Source organism: Algoriphagus faecimaris (genome assembly GCF_900101705.1).
Lineage (GTDB): Bacteria > Bacteroidota > Bacteroidia > Cytophagales > Cyclobacteriaceae > Algoriphagus > Algoriphagus faecimaris.
Map to the genome: position 1 here is coordinate 126,108 of NZ_FNAC01000008.1, position 19,068 is coordinate 145,175.

The 19,068-nt window shown below is 42.4% G+C and carries 18 protein-coding genes; 11 read left to right on the forward strand and 7 right to left on the reverse strand.

Annotation, left to right across the window (positions count from 1 at the left end):
- Positions 1-38: 38 nt before the first annotated feature.
- The 8 genes from BLQ57_RS06115 to BLQ57_RS06150 all read left to right on the forward strand — a co-directional run bounded on the left by BLQ57_RS06115 (position 39) and on the right by BLQ57_RS06150 (position 9,939).
- On the forward strand, positions 39-1,415 hold the full coding sequence (locus tag BLQ57_RS06115; protein WP_087938450.1) for a sensor histidine kinase: 1,377 nt from the start codon (positions 39-41) through the stop codon (positions 1,413-1,415).
- Positions 1,412-1,798 (forward strand): response regulator, encoded by a 387-nt coding sequence (locus tag BLQ57_RS06120; RefSeq protein ID WP_087938451.1) that lies wholly within the window; start codon positions 1,412-1,414, stop codon positions 1,796-1,798. The genes BLQ57_RS06115 and BLQ57_RS06120 overlap by 4 nt, the downstream gene beginning before the upstream one ends.
- A 5-nt stretch (positions 1,799-1,803) precedes the next feature.
- The gene (locus tag BLQ57_RS06125) at positions 1,804-2,859 is read left to right on the forward strand and encodes an adenylate/guanylate cyclase domain-containing protein (RefSeq protein ID WP_087938452.1); all 1,056 of its coding nucleotides are present in this window, start codon (positions 1,804-1,806) and stop codon (positions 2,857-2,859) included.
- A gap of 102 nt (positions 2,860-2,961) precedes the next feature.
- Positions 2,962-3,306: a hypothetical protein gene (locus BLQ57_RS20875; RefSeq protein ID WP_139162674.1), complete on the forward strand. Its 345-nt coding sequence runs from the start codon at positions 2,962-2,964 to the stop codon at positions 3,304-3,306.
- 68 nt (positions 3,307-3,374) lie between these two features.
- Positions 3,375-4,550, forward strand: a complete 1,176-nt coding sequence (locus tag BLQ57_RS06135; RefSeq protein ID WP_169712721.1) for a DUF4221 family protein — start codon at positions 3,375-3,377, stop codon at positions 4,548-4,550.
- A 112-nt stretch (positions 4,551-4,662) separates the two neighbouring features.
- Positions 4,663-8,283 carry an amidohydrolase family protein gene (locus BLQ57_RS06140; RefSeq protein WP_205635615.1) on the forward strand — a complete coding sequence of 1,207 codons (3,621 nt, stop codon included), beginning with the start codon at positions 4,663-4,665 and terminating at the stop codon, positions 8,281-8,283.
- Positions 8,284-8,458: 175 nt separating this feature from the next.
- On the forward strand, positions 8,459-9,352 hold the full coding sequence (locus BLQ57_RS06145) for a YitT family protein (protein WP_087938456.1): 894 nt from the start codon (positions 8,459-8,461) through the stop codon (positions 9,350-9,352).
- A complete protein-coding gene (locus tag BLQ57_RS06150; protein WP_087938457.1) occupies positions 9,352-9,939 on the forward strand; it encodes an HD domain-containing protein in 588 nt (195 codons plus the stop codon). The genes BLQ57_RS06145 and BLQ57_RS06150 overlap by 1 nt, the downstream gene beginning before the upstream one ends.
- Here the strand turns inward: BLQ57_RS06150 and BLQ57_RS06155 are convergent.
- The 7 genes from BLQ57_RS06155 to BLQ57_RS06185 form a co-directional block, all read right to left on the reverse strand.
- Positions 9,929-11,299, reverse strand: a complete 1,371-nt coding sequence (locus BLQ57_RS06155; protein ID WP_087938458.1) for an alkaline phosphatase family protein — start codon at positions 11,297-11,299, stop codon at positions 9,929-9,931. The two genes, BLQ57_RS06150 and BLQ57_RS06155, sit on opposite strands and share 11 nt — an antisense overlap.
- Positions 11,300-12,481, reverse strand: coding sequence for a PDDEXK nuclease domain-containing protein (locus tag BLQ57_RS06160; RefSeq protein ID WP_087938459.1), 1,182 nt, complete (start codon positions 12,479-12,481; stop codon positions 11,300-11,302).
- Between the two features lie 116 nt (positions 12,482-12,597).
- Positions 12,598-13,806 (reverse strand): metabolite traffic protein EboE, encoded by a 1,209-nt coding sequence (gene eboE, locus BLQ57_RS06165; protein WP_087938460.1) that lies wholly within the window; start codon positions 13,804-13,806, stop codon positions 12,598-12,600.
- Position 13,807: 1 nt separating this feature from the next.
- On the reverse strand, positions 13,808-14,956 hold the full coding sequence (locus tag BLQ57_RS06170; RefSeq protein ID WP_087938461.1) for a 3-dehydroquinate synthase: 1,149 nt from the start codon (positions 14,954-14,956) through the stop codon (positions 13,808-13,810).
- 52 nt (positions 14,957-15,008) lie between these two features.
- Positions 15,009-15,923, reverse strand: coding sequence for a UbiA-like protein EboC (gene eboC, locus BLQ57_RS06175; protein WP_087938462.1), 915 nt, complete (start codon positions 15,921-15,923; stop codon positions 15,009-15,011).
- Position 15,924: 1 nt separating this feature from the next.
- The gene (locus BLQ57_RS06180) at positions 15,925-16,836 is read right to left on the reverse strand and encodes a TatD family hydrolase (protein ID WP_087938463.1); all 912 of its coding nucleotides are present in this window, start codon (positions 16,834-16,836) and stop codon (positions 15,925-15,927) included.
- 33 nt (positions 16,837-16,869) lie between these two features.
- On the reverse strand, positions 16,870-17,757 hold the full coding sequence (locus BLQ57_RS06185) for an EboA domain-containing protein (RefSeq protein ID WP_087938464.1): 888 nt from the start codon (positions 17,755-17,757) through the stop codon (positions 16,870-16,872).
- A gap of 190 nt (positions 17,758-17,947) precedes the next feature.
- Between BLQ57_RS06185 and BLQ57_RS06190 the strand changes: the two genes are divergently transcribed.
- The 3 genes from BLQ57_RS06190 to BLQ57_RS06200 all read left to right on the forward strand — a co-directional run.
- Positions 17,948-18,142 (forward strand): type II toxin-antitoxin system VapB family antitoxin, encoded by a 195-nt coding sequence (locus BLQ57_RS06190; RefSeq protein WP_087938465.1) that lies wholly within the window; start codon positions 17,948-17,950, stop codon positions 18,140-18,142.
- Positions 18,142-18,528 (forward strand): PIN domain-containing protein, encoded by a 387-nt coding sequence (locus tag BLQ57_RS06195; protein ID WP_087938466.1) that lies wholly within the window; start codon positions 18,142-18,144, stop codon positions 18,526-18,528. Before BLQ57_RS06190 ends, BLQ57_RS06195 begins: the two co-directional genes overlap by 1 nt.
- A 321-nt stretch (positions 18,529-18,849) precedes the next feature.
- Positions 18,850-19,068, forward strand: a 219-nt coding sequence (locus BLQ57_RS06200; RefSeq protein ID WP_244887412.1) for a transposase family protein, incomplete at its 3' end; no start/stop codon positions are given.

Genomic DNA, 19,068 nt, shown 5'->3' on the forward strand with positions numbered 1-19,068 from the left:
TATTGAGCAATAAACCAGCGACATAACCCACAGCACCTATGGAATTAAATATCATATCTTTAATTCTGCTCTATTACCTGAAACGTCCCATGGGACTGATCACAGTTTCTCCAGAGTGGAAGCGACTTTTCAACAGCGGAATGCTCATCGCAGGCATTCTCCTGATCCTCGTATCTATTTGGGTCCCTGTAGTCAGTCCCATTGCCTTGCTACTTTCTGTGGTACTGGCAGCCCTGATTGTTTATCTGACCCTCAAAAACGAGGAGCTACATCATCGAAAAGGAATGATCTACGCTTGGCTTCCTTTGATGGCGCTGATCGTCATCGAGGAACTGACAGAATTGATCAGCGAAAATCTTCTAAACAGCATAGACATCTATACAAGAAGTGCAAAAATCTTTGCTTTTATCTGGGCAATAGGAATGTGGATCAATAACTCCAAACAACGCAAAGCCTTAGAGGCCGAAAAACTGAAATCACTAGCTAGAGAGCGGGACTATAAAATCACTGAAGCCCTCAAAAATCAACTTGAAAAGCAAGTGGCCGAACGTACAGCCGAACTCACCACACAAAAAAACAACTTGGAAAAAGCCCTGCATGACCTGAAAGCTACCCAAGATCAATTGGTACATGCTGAGAAAATGGCCTCCCTTGGGGAGTTGACAGCAGGAATTGCCCATGAAATTCAAAACCCCCTCAATTTTGTCAACAACTTCTCAGAAGTCAGCAATGAACTGCTTACTGAATTGAAAGAAGAGCTCCAAAAAGGTAACACTACAGAAGCTTTGGAGCTTGCCGAGGATGTCTTTAATAATCTTGAAAAAATCAGCCATCATGGCAAGCGGGCCGAGTCCATCGTCAAAGGAATGCTACAGCACAGCCGTAACAATACTGGCGAGAAAGTAGAAACCGATCTCAACCAACTGGCAGATGAATACCTAAGACTGTCCTATCACGGTCTTCGAGCAAAGGACAAAAGTTTCACCGCGGATTTTAAGATAAACGAGGATACCAATCTTCCTAAAATCCCTGTAATTCCTCAGGATTTAGGAAGAGTGATGCTTAACTTGATCAACAATGGTTTTTACGCCGCTGCCGAGAAGAAAAATAAGCTCAAAGAAGATAAAGATCCCAATGCCGAATCATTTATTCCGAAAGTAACGGTAGAGACAAAAGCCTTGAAAAATGGCGTAGAAATATCCATAGAAGATAATGGGCCTGGAATCCCTGTAGAAATACAATCTAAAATTTTCCAGCCCTTTTTCACCACCAAGCCCACTGGCAAAGGCACTGGACTGGGCCTCTCCATGAGCTATGAAATCATCACCAAAGGTCACGGAGGAAAACTCAGCGTAAGCAGCAAGCCGGGCCTATTCACCAAATTTATTATCACCATACCCAATCTTAAGAAATGAAAATATTAATAGTAGACGATGAGCGGGATGTCGAAGATCTTTTTCGACAGAAATTCAGAAAAGAAGTACGAAGTGGAGAACTCGAGCTCGCTTTTGCTTTCTCAGGAGATGAAGCCTTAGAAATCCTAAGCGCAGAAAATCCGCCAAAGGTAATGTATGTCTTTTCTGATATAAATATGCCCGGCATGACTGGACTGGAACTTTTAGAAAAAGTCAAAAAGCGCTTCCCATCCATACAAGTAAGTATGATTTCCGCCTATGGAGATCAGGAAAACTTTCAGAAAGCCATGGAATCCGGCGCTAAAGAGTTCTTTACTAAACCCATCGATTTCAATTCATTAAAGAAAGAAATCGGGAAACTAATCGATCAACACAAAAATTAAAATCAATGGTCAAGATTCTAGTAGTAGATGATGAGGCAGATCTGGAGATTCTAATCAAACAGAAATTCAGAAAACAGGTACGAAATGAAATCTTTCATTTTCATTTTGCACTCAATGGTAGGCAAGCACTAGAGGTTCTTGAGGCTCATCCCGATATCGACATTATCCTCAGCGATATCAATATGCCCGAAATGGACGGACTTACGCTGCTTTCTAAGGTGAAAGAGAAAAACTCCCTGCTGAAAACTGTCATAATTTCCGCCTATGGAGATATGGAAAATATCCGTACAGCGATGAATTTGGGAGCATTCGACTTCATCACCAAGCCGGTAGATTTCAGAGATCTCGAAATTACCTTGGAAAAAACCATTGCCCACATCGAGCAAATCAAATCCAATCTCCGCGCCCTCAAGGAAAATAACATCCTGAAAATGTATGTGGACGAAACGGTGCTCAACTTTATGGGAAACCGGGAGATTGATACCGGTTTGATGGAAAATGAAACCGTGCAGGCCACCGTAGCATTTGTGGATCTTTGCTCCTTTACTAAAATCTCCGAGCATGAAGAGGCCAATGTGGTCGTCGGCCTACTCAATGAATATTTTGACTTGATGGTCAAGGAAATCATCGAAGAAAAAGGAAGTATCGACAAATTTATTGGAGATGCGATCATGGCGGTGTTCTTTGGGGAAAACCACTTCGAGCGGGCCATTCGAGCCAGTATTGCCATCCGGGACAAGATGAATGCGCTTCCTGAATTTTCCAGCACTACCCATTTCCGGCCGCAGGTCTCAGTAGGTATTAATTATGGAGAAATGGTCTCTGGAAATATCGGTTCGCGATCACTCAAAAGGCTAGACTATACTGTCATCGGAGACGTAGTCAATGTGGCCGCGAGGCTACAGTCAGCGGCGATCCCCGGACAGGTCTTAATCCTGGAAAAGAACTCATCAGCTCTTCAGGATCGCTTTGAATTTAAATCCATTGGCGAAATTACCATGAAAAATAAGGCACTGCCTGTAGAGGTGGTGGAAGTAATAGCTGGCGTTGGGAAAGGATAAAATTTAAATCTATTGAATAAAATTAGAGTTGAAAAATTCATATCTATTACTTAAAAGAATGAATTAGTCAAACAAAATTGGTTAAAAACTTCCTCTAGTATTTTGTTCTTTTATTTTCTTTTATTTTCTTTTATTTTCTTTTATTTTCTTTTATTTTCTTTTATTTTCTTTTATTTTCTTTTATTTTCTTTAGGAAAACTAAAACAAATTAATATAAAAAATTTTAAGATTATTTTGTCGATGGCAGCTTTTCTCGTTGCAATGAGTTTTCAGCTTAATGCACAAACAGCATGTGACACAACTCCGGATGTCGGACAAACAGTGGGTAGATGCTTCACTATGAGTGGTCCCGGTGGTGATGTTGCCGCCTGTAATGAGCTTAACGATGGCCCTATATGCTATTTCACCGAACCAAAAGAAGAGGAGCTTCCAGAAGGCGGTAATTAATTAAAGTTTGATAATTGAAGGCGATGAAACTCATCGCCTTCAATTTTTTTACCTTAAACACCATTTATATGAAAACTTTATATTATTCATCAATATTTCTATTTGGAATTTCCTTAGTTTTTATGTTTTCATGTACTAATGGGAAAGCAAATAAAAGTCTAGATTTAAAAGATAGAACAAATAACACATCCGAAATTAATGAAGAATATTCTTTACCCTTAGATGCTGAAACTCCACTTTGGAATTATTTTAGCCAACCTATAATACTGAAAAGCAAACCAAAATTACTTTGGTTTAACCCCACCCGGTACTCCATCGATTATTTTGATGTCAGGACTCAGACCTTGGAAAGGAAAGTTATCTTAGAGCAAAATGGCCCGAATGCACTTCCGGGAATTGGGATGAATTCGGGAATCAAATACATTAATGAAGATACAGTAATTGTTTTTAAGGGTCGGTTGAACAGATTTTCTCTAATGAAGGCCTCAGGTGAAATATACAAACATGTAAATTTAAAAGATTACCCTTATGGTTTTGGATCTATTGATCTCAAGACTTCAATAGCCTATCGAAAAGGAAGTATTTACATGCAGCAGCTTCCAAGGTACCCAGAGTTTCTTCCAAAAGATTTTAACCCGAAATACAATAAAATCGCAAAAATAAACCTTTCCGATGGCTCTGTTGAAGAATTTGAAATTAATTATCCTGCCGTTTATTCGGACAAAAAAGTCCCTCAGCAATTAAAAATGATTCGTTTAGTCTATAATGAAAAAATAGACAAATTCATCATTAGTTATCCCTTAGAGGAAGAGTTGTATATCACTGATTTTAAATCTAAAGTAGATCGACACCCAACTCCAAGTGATTTGATATCTGAAAGTATTCCAATAGACCCTAAAAACGAATCCATAGACCCTTCAAGCATCCAGAGTTTCTATTACTGGCACAATGATGCCTATGAGAATTTGATTTATGACCCTCAAAATGATGTATATCTCCGTGAGGTACGAAAAGGAATATCAGAAAAGGAATTTATTGATCGGAAGTTTACTAGCAAAAGAGAATTCATCGTATTAGACAAGAATTTTAAACAAATGGGCACTTTTGAATTTTTCAGTTCTGGCCTTAATTATTATTTCTTTGATGGAAATAGATTTTTTTGGGAAAAGGACCTTCAGAAATTCAACCTCGAAGATGGAGTAGAAGATTCTATTTTCTTCCAGAGTAAGGTACTGGATTTTTAATCTGGCTTAAGCCTGCTTTTGATCGAATAAGACCTAATTTTTGGATGGGTTTAAAATAATTGGGCAAAATGGAAGATAAGCAGTAGATTAATGTCCGATTATTCGATCAAATATGAGAAAAATTATACCCCACAGACTCGCACTTGCTATTACCCTAATTAGCATGACTGCGCTAAATTCTCAGTTCACATGGGCTGATGAATTCTTTCCGAACAATCTCCTGCTCCAAAATGACAGCACCAAAAGAGACTCTTTAGACTATCCCAAGTTCAAAGAGCTTCCGCTAAAGCCGGAAAGGGAGGTAAAATTCACCACCACCGAGGGGACTTGGATGAGTGTTGATGTGAGCCCGGACGGCAAAACCATCGCCTTCGATTTGATGGGAGATATTTATACCATTCCTGTCGAAGGCGGAAAAGCCACTCCTATCACTTCGGGAATGGCCTATGAAACCCATCCGAGATTTTCTCCTGATGGGGAAAAAATCCTCTTTACCTCCGACCGTGCCGGAAGTGACAATCTCTGGTACATCGATATAGTTAAAAAAGATACCGTCCAAGTCACCAAAGACAAAAATGGCGATGTCCCGGGCGCTGCCTGGTCTCCTGACGGAAACTACATCGTAGTTGCCAAAGGCCGCCGCATCACCAAACTCTGGATGTATCATAAGGACGGAGGCGGAGGAGCCCAACTCAACGCCGATCCATCCAATATGAAAACCATCGATCCCTTTGTAAGCCCTGATGGCAAAAAAGTCTATTTTTCTCATCGCACCGGAGCATGGAACTACAATGCCCTTTTGCCCCAATATCAGATCGGAACCTACGATCTCGAAGAAGGCAAAATCACCTCCATCTCCTCTCGCTACGGATCGGCTTTTACGCCTACCCTGTCGAAAGATGGCAAGTGGATGGTCTATGGGTCACGCTGGGATGATAAGACAGGTCTGATCATTCGGGATATGGAAACCGGAGATGAAAGATGGCTCGCCTATCCCGTACAGCGCGACGAACAAGAGTCCATCGCTCCTCAGGGAGTATTGCCAGCCATGTCCTTCACACCTGACAGCAAGTATGTCATTGCCTCTTACGGAGGAAAAATCTGGAAAATGCCTATCGATGGATCTCAAGCAAGTGAAATCCCCTTCGAAGCAGAGGTCAAATTGGCTATGGGGCCAAGACTCTATTACAACTATGCGATTAAAGACAGCACAGCCAAGCTTGCCACTCAAATTAGGGATGCGGTTCCCTCTCCAGATGGGAAAAAGTTAGCCTTCACAGTTTTGAACAGGCTCTATGTTATGGATTATCCAGATGGATCTCCTAAGCGAATTACTACTCACAATTTCACAGAAGCTATGCCGAGTTGGAGTCCAGATGGTTCCCAATTGGTCTTTACCACCTGGGATGAAAAAACAGGAGGAAATCTATACAAAGCCAATGTAAACGGAAATGCCAATGTCAGCAAGTTGACTTCAGAAAGTGCCCTCTACATGGGTCCTGTGTGGAGTCCGAATAATCGAATTGTAGTGTTCAAAGGCCCCAATCGAGTACAATTCGAAGCTGAAGGCCCGGGAGTAAATGGCTCGGAAGCCGAATTGGTATGGATGCCTGCTGCAGGAGGTAATTTCACCAAAATCATGGATGCAGGGAATTATGGAAATGCACATTTTACCACGGATCCGGATAGAATCTATTTAAACGGACCAGGTGGTACGCTACTCTCCATCAACTGGGAGGGACATGATAAAAAAGAACATGTGAAAATTACCGGGATCACTCCATTCGGTTCGGTCGCTGACCCGCATGCAGGACACGACCACAGTGCAGAATTAGAAGACTTCCGATATGTTTTTGGCAAACCACTTTCTACTGCAGCAGTGCTCAATTATTGCATGCTGCCTGAGGGAGTTTCAGCACAGGAACCCCAAATGAGACCTGCGAGTGCCAGTACCATCCTGATGGCTCCAGAAGGAAATAAAGCCTTGGCTCAAGTCAACAATAATGTATACATCGTCACCATACCGCAGGTAGGAAAAACTCCGACTATCAATGTCGGCGATCCTAAATCCAGTAACTTCCCCTCTCGCCAACTTACCGAAATCGGAGGCGAATGGCCGGCTTGGGAGGCGAATGCCAAGAAAGTACACTGGTCTTTGGGGAATGGACATTGGGTATACGATATAGAGCGGGCTGAATTTATCGAAGACTCCGTCAAAGCGGCAAAAAAAGAAAAAATGCTAGCCGCTGCGGATAGTATTTCAGCCTTAAAGGCCAAAGGAGAAGAAGTAGTAAAGCTGGCTGATTCCCTAGCAAAGGCGGAGAAAAAGAGAGTAGATTCTTTATTTAAGGCAGATAAAACCCTAGCAAAAGCCGACAGCACTCACAAAGCGGAGCAAAAAGAAAAAGAAACGTATCAGCCTGAAGAAAAGCAGGTGAAAGTATACTTCGCCAAAGCCACCCCGAAAGGCTCGATTCTCCTAAAGAATGCCCGAATCATTACCATGAAAGAAAGCGAGGTCATCGAAAATGGGGATGTTTTGATCGAAAATAATCGAATTAAAGCAGTGGGAAAAACGGGCACATTGGATGCTGGAAATGCAAAAGTTATCGACGCTACTGGCAAAACGATAACCCCGGGATTTATCGATACCCACGCCCACATGTGGCCGACGTGGAACCTCCACAAAAACAGCGTTTGGATCTACGCAGCCAATCTTGCCTATGGAGTCACCACAACACGGGACCCACAAACGGCCACCACTGATGTCTTGACTTATGCAGACATGGTAGAGGCCGGCATGGTGCCTGGACCTAGAGTCTATTCTACTGGCCCTGGAGTGGGTTATTGGATGTACAATCTCAAGTCTCTGGAACAAACCAAAAATGTCCTAAAGCAATATTCCAAATACTACAACACCCAGTATATCAAAATGTATCTGGTAGGGAATAGACAGCACCGACAGTGGGTCATCATGGCCTCCAAAGAGCAGGAACTGATGCCAACTACAGAAGGTGGCTTGGATTATAAATTGAATATGACGCAACTCTTTGATGGCTATCCCGGACATGAGCATTCTATTCCTATTTACCCTCTTTACTCCGACGTGACCAAGACCATCGCAGAGAGCAAAATGGCAGTAACTCCAACCCTTTTGGTATCCTATGGCGGACCGTGGGCAGAAAATTATTTCTACACAACCGAAAGTCCACTTCACGATCCCAAGTTGAATCGGTTTACCCCTTACAATGAAATGAACTCCAAAGCTCGACGAAGAGTGGGCTCTTTGGGAGGGTGGTTTGCACCTGAAGATCATGTTTTTGAAGATCATGCCCGTGGTGTAAATGACATCGTCAAGCAAGGTGGTTTGGCTGGCGTAGGATCACATGGTCAGCTTCAGGGCTTAGGCTATCATTGGGAGCTTTGGTCTGTGGCTAGCGGTGGAATGAGCACCCTAGACGCCCTCCGGACAGCTACTATTTTAGGTGCCGAAGCGCTGGGCCTAGACCAAGATCTAGGAAGTATTGAACCGGGTAAATTAGCTGATTTGGTCATCATGGATCAGAATCCTCTTGATAATATCCGCCATACCAATACCATTACTCATGTGGTAAAAGATGGCAGAGTTTATGACGGGGAGACCTTGGATGAAATCCTTCCTGATCCGAAGAAAATGGATGTGAGTCCATGGACCAAGGCAGCACCAAAGGTCACTACTAAACTGAAGCATTAATCCCTGAAAACTGCCGACAAAATAGTCGGCAGTTTTTTTATTTATAAGAAGAATCAAATAATATCCTTCGCTTTTTTGGCGGAGACCTACAATTTTATTTTATTACCTTCAAGTTAGACCAAATCAGTCAAAGTAGCGAGGTCAAGTCAAGCTCTGAAGCCATTTCAAAAAACTTATGCTAAAAAGCCTAAAACAAGTCGACTGGAAATCGATTTTTTCTCCTTCATCTCTCATTTATACCATGGTAGGAGTTGCCTTTGCCGCTATCGCATTGGAGGCATTCATGCTACCCAACAAATTTTTGGATGGAGGAGTCACTGGTATTGCCATCTTGGTCAATCTCGGCTTTGGGATAAATCTGAATTTGCTCTTGATTCTAATTAATTTACCTTTTCTGATCATGGCGTGGAGAAAGATCGGAAAAACCTTTGCCATCCAATCAGGCTTTTCGATTTTCCTTTTGGTCCTCGTTCTTCACTACATGGAAGTACCCACAGTGACAGAAGACAAGGTTTTGATCGCTCTTTTTGGTGGATTTTTGATGGGAACGGGCATTGGCTTGATCATCCGGGGTGGTGGACTGATAGACGGTTTTGAAGTCATTACAGAATACGTGCAGAAAAACTCCCCCCTTTCTGCCAGTGAAATCACCATATTCCTCAATTCTCTTATCATGCTTTCTGCTGCATTCGTTTTTGGCATAGAGCCTGCTATGTATTCTATACTTACCTATTTTACCGCTATCAAAACCACAGACTATGTCGTTGAGGGTTTTGAAGAGTATACGGCACTCACCATTATTTCCAAAGAGCATGAAAAGGTGAAAGAACTGATCGTCAAGGAGTTTAACAAAGCCATCTCTGTATATAAAGGAGAAAGAGGGTATCTTCCTGAAACCTTTCATATCAAGCATCCCTGCGATATTATCATGACGGTAGTGACGCGACTCGAAGTACACCGCATCAAACTCGCCATTCAAAAGATAGATCCTAAAGCCTTTTTTTACGTCCAGACTATAAAAGAAGTAAAAGGAGGAATAATCAAAAAAGTAGGCAAAAAACATGACTAATGGATTTTGAAGAATTAAAACACAAAGTTTTCAGAGATATACTGAAGCGGCTCCCTTCTTATCTCACCTACCATAATCTGACCCACACCGAATATGTCATGGAAAAGTCAGAATTCCTGGCGCGTATTGCCAAAGTGAGTGAAGAAGAACTTCAATTACTTAAAATCGCCGCATTGTTTCACGATACCGGCTTCATCGAAAACCCCAAAAATCACGAAGAAATCGGCTGTAGAATAGCCCAAGAGTACCTTAAAGACGCTGTTTCCGAATCAGACCTGAATAAAATCTTTGGAATGATAATGGCCACCAAAATACCCCAATCCCCTAGAAACGAACTTGAAAAAATCATCGCTGATGCCGACCTGGAATACCTCGGCACCGATCAATTCGAAATACAAGGAAATGCCTTATATGAGGAGTTGAAACACTTCAATCCCGAACTAAGCGAAACTCAATGGAACGAACTCCAGCTTTCTTTTCTAGAAAAGCATCAGTATCACACGGACTTTTGCAAAAAATATCGAGAACCTACTAAACAAGAAAACCTACTTTCAGTCAAAACTAAACTAGGAATGGTCAACTCCTAACTGATTGATAAATCAATTCAAAAACCTGCGTCGATTTGAGTTTTTCCTGAGTATTGATAGCCCTATCAGCTATGAAAACTGGCTTGTCTAAATCAGATTCAGGAATCCTCCCATGCGCCCCTTTCACCAAGCTAGCATCAAGTGGGATCACATCCATCAAATACCGAAAACCTAGCTTTTTCTTTAACACTTTTGAGCCCACTTTGAGCAGGGGAACTCTGATTTTAGGATCTAAAACCAACTCTACTGGGTCGTATCCCGGTTTCCTGTGAATATCCACACAGCGGGCATAATCCGGGGCTTTTTCATCATCCAGCCAGAAATAATACGTAAACCAAGAGTTCTCATCCGCTACCACGACCAAATCCCCGGATCGCTCATGATCTAAACCGTAGGCCTTCTGTGCTTTTTTATCCAGCACTTTTTCAATCCCAGGAGTATTTTCTAATAGGCTTTTGACTTGCTCGTACACCTTCTCATCCTGAATGTGCACATGGGCTACCTGATGATCTGCTACCGCAAAAGCCTGCGAGGTACCCGCATCTAAAGTTTCCAAACCCAATTCATTTTTCACCTGAATCCAACCCGCAGAACGCAAAATGCGATTGATATGAATCGGAGTATCCACCGAGGTGATTCCATACTCAGAAAGCAAGATGACTTGAGTGCCTTGACTTTCAAAATAGGTAATCAAATCCGCCGCCACTGTATCGATCTCTCGTAAGCTTTTGCCGATTTTATCAAAATCTATCCCGTATTTCTGAAGGGCGTAATCCAAGTGTGGGAGATATATCAAATTTAAGGTTGGGTTGTACCATTCGTCTACCTTTTTGGCGGCATCAGCGATCCATTGGGTAGAACTGATATTGGCATTGGGTCCCCAAAAGGAGAAGAGAGGAAACTGACCGAGCTCTTTTTGCAGTCGATCCCGTAGGTCCATGGGTTGGCTGTGGCAATCGGGTAACTTACGGCCATCTGCAGGATACAGAGGTCTTGGCGTCACCGCATAATCCACTGTGGAGTACATATTGTACCACCAAAATAGGTTGGCACAGGTAAAGTCGGGATTTTCTGCCTTCAGCTTATCCCAGATTTTTTCAGACTGCACCAACCGATTGGACTGTCTCCAAAACTTGATTTCACACTCATCCTGAAAATACCAACCGTTTCCGACGATTCCATTTTCATTGGGCATTTTTCCCGTCAGATAAACTGATTGTGCCGAGCAGGTCACGGCGGGAAGTACAGGTTCGATGACGGCCTGCTTCTTTTTCTCGATCCAAGACTTCAAAAAAGGCGTTTGCTCCCCAATGACCCGGGAGGAAAGCGCTACAATATCTATGACTACAGTTTTTTTCATTTATTCTTTAAACTCCCTTTCAATGATCTCCAATTGTGGAAGATCAGATTTTAATTCATCAGGAATAATTTTTGAAGTTTGGTAATTCGACACACCTAAGGCATTGGATAGTCCTTTGAGACTATACTCAGCTACTACATTGTTCTTCCCTTTGCACAATAATAAACCAATCGTCTCATTATCATCATCAGTTTTTAGAAAATCATTGGCCACGTTCACATAAAAGTTAAGCTGACTAGCATCCCCTGGTCTAAATTCCCTAGCTTTTAATTCCACAATGATATAGCACTTTAATCTTGTATGATAAAATACTAAATCTGCATAAAAATCATCTCCACCCACTTCAAAATGTACTTGCTTACCCACAAATGCAAAACCTTTTCCCAATTCTAGTAAAAATTTGGTCACATGAGTCGCCAGTTGCTCTTCTACATTGCGTTCATCAGCTTTCTCATTGGCTTGGACAAAATCAAAAATGTACGGATCCTTCAAAAAATAATTGACATAATCCGAATTCACGGGAGGCAAGGTCCTTTTAAAATTATTGATCTTTTTTGACGATATCTGACGTTCAAACAAGCCACTTTCAATTTGCATTGCCAAAATATTTCTGCTAAATCCTTCCTCTAAAGCATGGTGCATATACCATAGTCTTTTACCCAAATGTGGCTCTTTATCCATTAGGATCACGTGATGTGACCACGATATTTTCGAAAGAATTGAATCATAAAAAGGTCTCTCATCTAATTCTGCAACATCTTGTTGCATTATTTTATACATTTGATTATCAGTCTCTTCAATTTTCGCAACAGCCTGTTGCACAAAATCCAAAACAATAGATTGTATGCTCAACTGTGAAGGGTTTGTTAAACTCATTTTTGAAGATGCCTCATTCAGTTTCAAAAGAATAGGTATGGAATATTCTAATGCGAATTTTCGGATGTAATTTAAATTTCGTGGTGAAAACCCTTTCTGTTTTGGAAACTCTTTCTTCAAGTCCACACTCAGCCGTTCAATTACCTTTGCACCCCAGCCTTTAGTTGACTGATGATATATAATCAACTGACCCAGCTTCCAATAAAGTAACAGCATTTCCTTATTGGCTGCTGTTACAGTCCTGATTTGAGCTACCTTAATTTGTTCTTTAAAAAGTGAAAGAAGAATGCTGTAATCCTTTTCCATAAATCAATAAAGTTTTAAAGTAGTAGAAGTTAACAACTTAAGTCCAGGTTTTCAACTATTAGTTGATTTTCTTCTTTCGGATATAAAATTCAGGCGAACCCCTAATAACCAAATACCTAAAGCCTTTTCAATTGAGGAATCACCCAAGCCAGCTCTCGGCTGATGGTTTCAGCCAAAGGCAATCGTTCCGATGGCGGCAAAACTTCCCAAGTATAGGTTTCCACCTCGAGATGGTTGCAGGTCTCGGGATGATTTTTCAGAAATTCCAAAACCTCCGAAATAACTGCGTTAGTGGATTCGAAATCCTCGTATTTACTATTGTAAACGGGAACATGAAAATGAATTCGCCATTCCTCTTCATGTGCCGATTGTAGATAATCCAAAGCATTAGGAAGATCAGCATAGGAGGCAATTTCTCCGTCTGACTTTCTTCCGACTACCTGATGTAGGTAGGTGGACTCTGCAAAAGCCAAAAGTTTCGACCTTAACAATCCTCTATCCTGATTCAAATTCACCTTGAGTGCAGCCGAAAGCTGGATTTTGCCAACTCGAATCCCAGCTTTCTTAAACTTGGCAAAGGTCTCCGAAGGCTTCTCATAGACTATCGCAAAATGACACACATCATAGCAAACCTGAACGTGTCTGTAGATCAGTTTCTCGGCCTGAGAATCAGAAATTTTCATTTTAGCTGAAAGTATTTTCACTCCTATGGGAATCAGCCATTCCTGAAAAAGCCAGATCATTTCATCGGAATTTTCCAATATCCCATCCGGCTCGGGTTCAATATCCAAGTGCAAAAATTTACCGCTATCTGATTCGATTTGAGCCAAATCAGCTACAACCTCCATCAGGTTTTCAGTAGCAGCTTGCAGGACTTGTTGGCGATCAGCTTCATTCTTTTGCCAGTGCCGATACGAAATCGGTGAAGTAGAAATCCCTCCATCCACTCCCTCAGGGAGCAATTGGGTTAAAATCCGAAAAGATCGAATCGTATATTCCCGACGCTCTGCCATACTCCAATCCGGAGCATGCACCTGATCTTTGACTACGGTACGATGAAAATCCGCATAAGGAAAACCATTTAAGGTGAAGACGTAGGCATTGGCCAAATTCAGCCAGGCTTTGAATTCCGAAAGCTGATCCTCCTTCTCCAGTTCCAAGCTTGCCTCATGGGAGAGTCGCAAACCGATGCCAAAAGGCCCTTCGAATTCTAGGTTTTTCCGAATTTGAGGGATATACATGCGGAGATTTTCAAAGGTCGCTTTCCAGCTTTCTCCAGGATGAATATTGCTACAATAGCTTAAATGAAAGGTCTCGATCTGCATCTCAGCTCAGACTTAATTTGCTAGACTTCTCCTGAAGAAGAGTCACGGATTTTTGAATCAATTCGGGGTCCATTTGGTGGACTTCCACCCCTTTTCCTAATCGCTCAAGCAACATGATGGTCAATTGCCCTCCTAGGTGCTCCTGAAATTCCCGAAGGCCCTGAAGGAGATTTTCTGCGGATAGCTCGGGCTCATATAGTGAAAATCCCAAACCCTGAATCAGCCCTAAGATCCGCAGCAGATCCTCTTCCGAAATCCAGCCCAAAAGATGAGAATACGTCGAGTCCAAAGCGATTCCTATCGCCACAGCTTCCCCATGACGAATGCGATACTGACTCAAATGCTCCAACTTATGTGCTGCCCAATGTCCAAAATCCAAGGGTCGCGAAGAACCGAGTTCAAAAGGATCTTTTCCCGCGATATGGTTCATGTGCATTTTTGCACAGCGGATGATTTGGGTCTTCATCGCCTCCATATCCCGAGATGCCATGGCTCTCTGATTTTGCTCCAGCCACTCAAAAAATTCGAGATCTTTGATTAAAGCTACTTTTAATGCCTCAGAAATTCCCGATCTCCAATCTCTATCCTCCAGTGTTTTGAGAAAATTAAAATCATTCAAAACCGCAACAGGTGTAGTGAAAGTCCCGAGGTAGTTTTTCTTTCCAAAGGAATTTATGCTGTTTTTCACTCCTACTCCAGAGTCATTTTGGGAAAGCACGGTAGTCGGAATTCGAATCAGCCGAATACCCCGATGAGAAATCGCCGACGCAAATCCTACCATGTCCAGAACTGCTCCTCCCCCTATTGCTACGATGTAGGAATGCCGATCTATCCCAAACTCATTCGTAGCTTTGACAATTTGCTGATAGACTTCCGGATCATTTTTGCAGGCTTCACCACCCGGTACTACCCTCGGCACTGCACAGAGGAAAAAGTGCTCATCGTGTGCTTTTTGATAGGCTTGTATCTGATCGATAAGTGCAGGAAAAGCTTTTGCCACGCCTTCATCAATTACAAAATAGGTTTTATTCTTTTTTTCTTTTTCCAAAACATCCACGAATAGTGAATTGGAGGGTTCAAACAGATCTTCTGTAAAGCAGACCGGATACTGAAACGATACTGCAAACGATTGCTGAAGGATGGTATTCATACAAGGTTAATAGGTCTATTGAGAGGAAAGTTTCCAAAAGGAGGACTTTCCCTTAGGTTACCGCAAATACTTTGGCTAGCCACAAAGATAAGGGCAGAAGCAGTAAAACGATGACACCAAACTCCCAGCCTTGGAAGGCCGCTGTCAGCGAGGCATTGACGATGATCAAGGAAATTACGGCAGCCTTTACGGATTTTCCGATCAATTGAGGACTTTGGGTCCGAATCGCGCGGATAAGCGGTGGAAAAATCATGTAAGCAACCAAACCCAAAAATGGAATCACCTGCCAATAGTCGGGGGTTTGGATTTTGGCCAAAACCAAGATAGAAATCAAGATGACCAAATACATGAAAAATCCTGCAAATAAGGAGCGTTTGTTTTTTCCATGCACTTCCCCCCGGCTGACTAGGGTGATCGCCGCCACATAAATCAGGGGAAGGAACCCTAGTGGCCATACTTTCCCGAGAACCTCCGGTGCTACAGCTATTCCGAGTAAGAGATTTCCTGTCCGGCAAAGGCCCATATTGATTGGTCCAAAGATACGCTGATGCTTTCCCCAGTAATCATAAACCAATGCACAAGCGGCTACTACAATGGCCAAACTCCCAGCCGAATAATTGACTTGAAAAGCAGCTAAAACCCCAAAAAGCAAGAGTAAGAACGCCATAAAAATCGCGCCGCTTTTGGAAGCCCTCCCACTGGGAATCGGACGCTCCGGTCGCTCTACAGCATCCAATTCTGCATCGGCAATATCATTGAAAGCTACCCCTCCTGCATACAAACCTACCGTACTGAGGGAGAGCCAAAGTAGATTTTGCCAGAAATCCCCCGCTCCCAAATTCCAATCAGAAATCATATAGGCCCAGCCTCCGGCAATAGCAAAACCCGCCCAAATATCTGCGATCGCGGTGATCACATTTGCTGGGCGGGTAAGCTGTAAATAAGCGAAAAGTGCTCCTCGCTTCATCTTAGTTTTCTACCCGATCAGAAGGTCCTTCCACTCGGGGTACTTGCCCACCACGAAGGACTGAATTTCCTCCTAGCTTTTTGGTCTGATCGATTGGGGGAGCTTTTAGCCAGTCATTTTCATCCATCTGCCCGGATAGGGAGAAGGCCGTGAGTGCATTTCGGTAAGTCACGAGTTCCACATGCTCCTCAGGTATACCCATTTTTCGCATTAAGTCTGCAGTTTTTGGCACAGCCAAAGGATCCGAAATTCCCCAATCCGCCGCTGAATTGACAATGATTCGCTCAGGTCCGTATTGCTTTACGATCTCAACCATACGCTCAGAGCCCATTTTGGTATGGGGATAGATGGTAAATCCAGCCCAATACCCTCGATCCAGGACTTCCTTGACCGTCTCCTCATTATTGTGATCGACAATCACCCAGCCCGGGTCCATCCCATGCTCTTCGGCTACATCCATGGAGCGATAGGTTCCTTTTTTCTTGTCGCGATGCGGCGTATGGATCAGCACAGGCAAATCCACTTCTTTGGCCAGCTCCAGCTGCTCTCGATAAAAGCGATCCTCTGCCTCGGTCTGATCGTCGTAGCCGATCTCACCTATTGCTACCACACCTTCTTTTCCCACATAAAGTGGAAGCAACTCCATCACCTGCTCCGCCAATGGAATATTATTGGCTTCCTTGGAATTCAAACCCATGGTACAATAGTGGACGATCCCAAACTGACTTGCCCGAAAACGTTCCCAACCCACGAGTGTACTGAAATAATCTTTGAAACTTCCCACTTCTGTCCGAGGTTGCCCCAGCCAAAAGGCGGGTTCGATGGTCGCTACAATACCGGCTTTTTGCATAGCCTCGTAATCATCCGTAGTTCGGGATACCAAGTGAATGTGTGGATCTATATATCTAGCCATAATTTCTGATTTTTTGTCCTGTTAAGTTTTAAATTAAATGCGGGAATCCTGGTATTCTTTCCCGATTTTTTCCCAAGTGATACCACCGGATTCTACGAGAGACAGGAGTTTGGGATAATCTGCCAACAAGGCTTTTGCGGGAGCGAAATCACTTTGGTACAAAGTCAAGGCACCTGCACTGTGCTCGAGCTCATCGGTGGAATTCATGACCTTTTTGAGATCGGCAAGGTATTGATCATTCATAAAAGGCACAACTAATCGCCAAAGCTCAGGCATGACATTTCTACCAGCAGCCCATCGCTCATGCGCAAAATCCGAGGCTATCTCAGCCAAAGCTGAGTTTCTTCGCTTCTCCAGTCCCTGAATGCGGTAAAGGGGACGCTGCATAAAAACCGCCTTTAGCACGAGCTGATTCCAGTTGGCCTCGGGAAAAAAAGCAGCAGGAAATGGATTGTTTAGTGAAATGGCATCGAAGATCAAGGTCATATTTGTCCGGCACCCGTCGATCGCCCGCGTAAGCAAATCCTCCTGAAAGGGCAGAATGGGAAGTGCTGCGAAAAGCGCCTGCTGCTCATGCATATCGCCCGTTTCGAAAAGCTGATTTATCGCCGAAAACCAAGTCTTCTTTTCCTGAGGCAAGTACAATAAAAGAAATGATCTTGCCGCTTGAAGTCTATTCCAATGTGCTAGCTCAAAACCTGAGACTATTTGGCTTGACTGATTCTTTTCTTGATCACTGAGAGACAGTAAATCCTTTGAGAAAAAACGGGAAGCTTGGCTGAACGCCAGAAAAAAAGAGGTTGGAGAAGTGGATTCCTGAATTTTTTGTGCCTTTTGCTTGAGCCATTGTATAGACTTTTCTTCAGTATCTCTTTCTAAGGATTGGAGCAGAAAACTTCGGACTTCCTGATTTTGGTTCATCGATTAATTGAGCTTTTGGGAATTGTAAATTAACTCATTCAAAAATTAAATTCCATTCGATTTGGGAAGAGTGGAAGGGAAAATGGAGGATCTCTGACAAAAATCAGGTATTTGAAAAGCACACTTGAACCAAATAAAATCAGATTTGCTTATATTGCATAATAAACGATGCACTCTTGCACAATTTAAGATGAGAACTACCCTTGATATCCCTGAGGATTTATTAAAAGAAATAATGAAAATAACGGGAGCAGCTACTAAAAGCCAAGCTGTGAAGCAGATTTTAGAGGAAAAAATCGCTCAGATAAAGCGTAAAAGACTGATCTCCATGAAAGGAACTATTGACCTGGATATTGATTTGGATACTTTGAGAGACCGGAAATAATGACTGGTCCAAAGATTTTGGTAGATTCTTCAGTTTGGATCGATTTTTTCAAATCAACCAAGTCGAGCCCACTTAGCATTTATCTTGAAGAAGATATTGTTTTCACTAATGAACTGATTCTTACAGAATTGATCCCATGGCTTCACCAGGATAAAAAATGGGCAGCCATTGAAAGTCTAAATGCACTAGAATCAATCCCTTTAAGTATTGATTGGGAGATTATTCGTCAAATCCAGCAGTTAAATTTGAAAAATGGAATCAATAAAGTGGGAATTCCTGATCTAATTATCATCAATCAAGTAATTGAAGAAAAACTAGTCCTTTTCAGCCATGACAAGCATTTCAAACTCATGCAAGAGATTTTGAAATTTGACTTGATTACATGAATTTTTTTCTCCGAACTAAAAAAGGAGAAAATCAAAAATACTGATCTTTAACAGTTTAGAATCCAAGTCTGGAAAAGTCAACTAACTATCTTGACTTACAACACTTGAAGTTCTAGTTTTGACTTTATTTTCTTCCATATTTTAATTATTTACTTTAATGAAAAAATATTTAGTTTATTCAATTGCTTGGCTCTAGATGATTTATAGTGGGTAACTGGAAACTGATTTAGGGAAAGTATCTATTTTAGTTTCATGAACAGCAATCAGATTTTTGAGATGGCCCTAGGTCTAGAGAAGCCATGGCATGTAAAGGAGATAATAATGACAAAGCCTGAGGCTGGGCACCACGGCCAGATCGATATATATCTTGACTTCGAGAAGGGTTTTAAATTCCCGAACGGGAAGACCCATGATACGGTCGAAAGGACCTGGCAGCATCTCAATTTTTTCCAACATAAATGTTTCCTTCATGCACGGGTTCCCAGAGTACAAACAGCTGATGGCAAGACCGAAACTGTAAAAGTCCCCTGGGCAAGGCCC